This window comes from Streptomyces sp. NRRL B-24085 (genome assembly GCF_001282115.1).
In the GTDB taxonomy this organism is placed as follows: domain Bacteria; phylum Actinomycetota; class Actinomycetes; order Streptomycetales; family Streptomycetaceae; genus Streptomyces.
The window spans coordinates 1-2549 of the sequence record NZ_LJBR01000619.1 but is presented as its reverse complement, the minus strand read 5'-3'; the positions used below and the strand labels follow the sequence as shown (position 1 = coordinate 2549).

The following is a 2549-nucleotide window of genomic DNA, read 5'->3' as shown; positions in this document are numbered from 1 at the left end:
GGGTGCGCAGCATCAGTGCGGCGGCCACGGCCCAGTCGTCGCCGTGGGCACGGCAGTGCGCGACGGAGGTGTCCAGCAGGGGGCGGATGTCCACCGGATCCGTGTGTCTGATGCCGATCACGGGCCAGACGACGCCGGGGAGGCGGGCGGCGTCGGGGCCGCCCCGCGCGAAGTGGTTCTGGACGAGTTCCACATAGCGGCGCAGGCGGGGGTCCAGGTCGCCGTCCATGGGCTCGGTCTCGGCCCGGAGGAAGAGATGGAGCATGCGGAGGTTCATGCGCGGGCGGTGCGCCGGGTGGCCGGTCTCGGTGCGGGCGGTGGCGAGGTAGGCGTCGACAGGGTCCTCGCCCTCCTCTGCCGTCAGGGCCGGTTGGCCTTCCGACCTGTCCAGGACCACCCCCAGGCGCAGGACCCGGTCCACCCAGGAGATGCCCTCGCGTCGGTAGTTGCGCAGCCACCAGAACCAGCCCATGCCGAGGGCCAGGGCGGTGGCCTCCGTCTCGTCACCCGCGACGAGGGTGCGGTCGAAGGCCGCCCGGATGTTGTCCAGTTCGGTCTCCAGGCGGGAGATCCACGGGAGCTGCCGGGCCGAACGCAGCTCCGGTTCGGCCTCCTCGACGAGCGCCCGCGCCCACGCGCGGTGCCGGAGCTCGGCGGCGGCTCGCAGCTCGGGGCGCTCGGCGGCGCGTTCGGCGGCGTACTCGTGGATGGTCTCCAGCATGCGGTAGCGCATGCCGCCGGAGGCGTCCCGCCCGTCCGGGGTGGCCACGATCAGGGACTTGTCCACGAGAGCGCCGAGGAGCTCGGCGGCCGGCCCGGTGCACACCGCCTCCGCCGCCTCCAGGTCCCAGCCGCCTGCGAACACCGACACCTCGCACAGCAGGGTCCGCTCCCGCTCGTCGAGCAGCTCCCAGGACCAGTCGACGACGGCCCGCAGGGTCTGCTGGCGGGGCAGGACGGTACGGCTTCCGGAGGTCAGGAGGCGGAAGCGGTCGTCGAGGCGGTCGGCGATCTGGCGGGGGGTGAGCAGCCGCAGGCGGGCCGCCGCGAGTTCGATGGCGAGGGGCAGCCCGTCGAGGCGCCGGCAGATCTCGGCGACGGCCTCCCGGTCGGCGAGCACGGTGTCCGCGTCGGGGCGGACGGCGACGGCGCGCTCGGCGAAGAGCCGGTGGGCCTGGTCGGGGCGGAGGGGCTCGACCGGACGCACGGACTCGCCCGGCACGCCCAGGGGTTCACGGCTGGTGGCGAGGACGGTGAGCCCCGGGCAACGGGTGAGGAGGGCCTCCGCGAGACGGGCCGCCGCCTCGATGACATGTTCGCAGTTGTCAAGAATCAGGAGCTGGCTGCGCGGGGCGCAGTACTCGACGAGCAGGGCGAGCGGGTCGTCCTGGGCGGCCCTGAACTCGGTGGTCTTGAGCACGGTCTCGCGCAGACCGAGCGCACTGACCACCGCGCCGGGCACCGCCTCCGGCCGGTCGAGCGGGGCGAGCTCGACGAGCCACGCCTGCGGGAGCCCGGCGGCGGCTTCCTCGGCGAGACGGGTCTTTCCGGATCCGCCCGGTCCGGTGAGGGTGACGAGGCGGGCCCTGTGCAATGCGGAACGGATGGCGTCGAGTTCGGGTTCCCGGCCCACGAAAGAGGTAAGACGCGGACGGATGTTGCCGGAACGTTCGACGCGGGGGCGGCCGGGAGGCGCCGTCAACAGCTCACCATGCATCTCCCGCAGCTCCGGGCCCGGGTCGGTGCCGAGGCCGTCGGCGAGGGTCCGGCGGGCGGTCTCGTAGGCGGCGAGGGCGTCGGCACCCCGGCCGCTGTCGCGCAGGGCGCGGATGAGCAGGACGTGCAGCGGTTCGTCGTACGGATGCGCTCGCGTCAGCTCCTTCAGCTCCGGTACGACGTCCTGGGCGCGGCCGAGCAGCAGATCCGCCTCCACACGGGCCCGGACGGCCTCCATGCGCAGGGCCTCGGGGCGGGTCGCGGCGGTGCGGTCGGGCAGGTCGGCGAGGGCGTCCCCGCGCCACAGTGCGAGGGCCGCGGTGAGGTCCTCTGCGGCCGTGCGGGCATCGCCGTGGGCCAGCGCCGCCGTGCCCCGCCGTACGAGCCGCTCGAAGACGTACAGGTCGACGTCGTCCTCGGCGGCTGCCAGCCGGTAGCCGCCCGGGCCCGACACGACCGCGTCCTTGCCGACGGTACGACGGAGACGGCCGACGAGAGCCTGGAGCGCGGCCGGGGCGTCCTGCGGCGGGTCCTCTCCCCAGACCTCGTCGACCAACGTCCCGGAACCCACGGTGCGGCCGGGCCGGAGGGCGAGCGCGGCGAGCAGCGTGCGCAGGCGGACCCCACGGAGGGGTATGACGCCACCGTCATCGCCCACCGCCTGAGCAACACCCAGAATCCTGTACCGCACCGATTCATTGTCACCGGCGTGACTCGGCCCCGGGCGCCAAGCAGAGTGCCGTGCGGGGTTTGTGGACAGCTCCGGGCCGGTGGGGGCTGATCGCGCAGTTCCCCGCGCCCCTGGGGTGATGCAGTCGCCTGTGCCACGACGG

Annotated in this window: 1 protein-coding gene; it reads right to left on the bottom strand. The window is 74.1% G+C overall.

The annotated features are described in order from the left end of the window. The coding region (locus tag AOJ26_RS40375; protein ID WP_053853304.1) for a BTAD domain-containing putative transcriptional regulator at positions 1-2407 on the bottom strand (2407 nt) is incomplete at its 3' end. Positions 2408-2549: the final 142 nt, after the last annotated feature.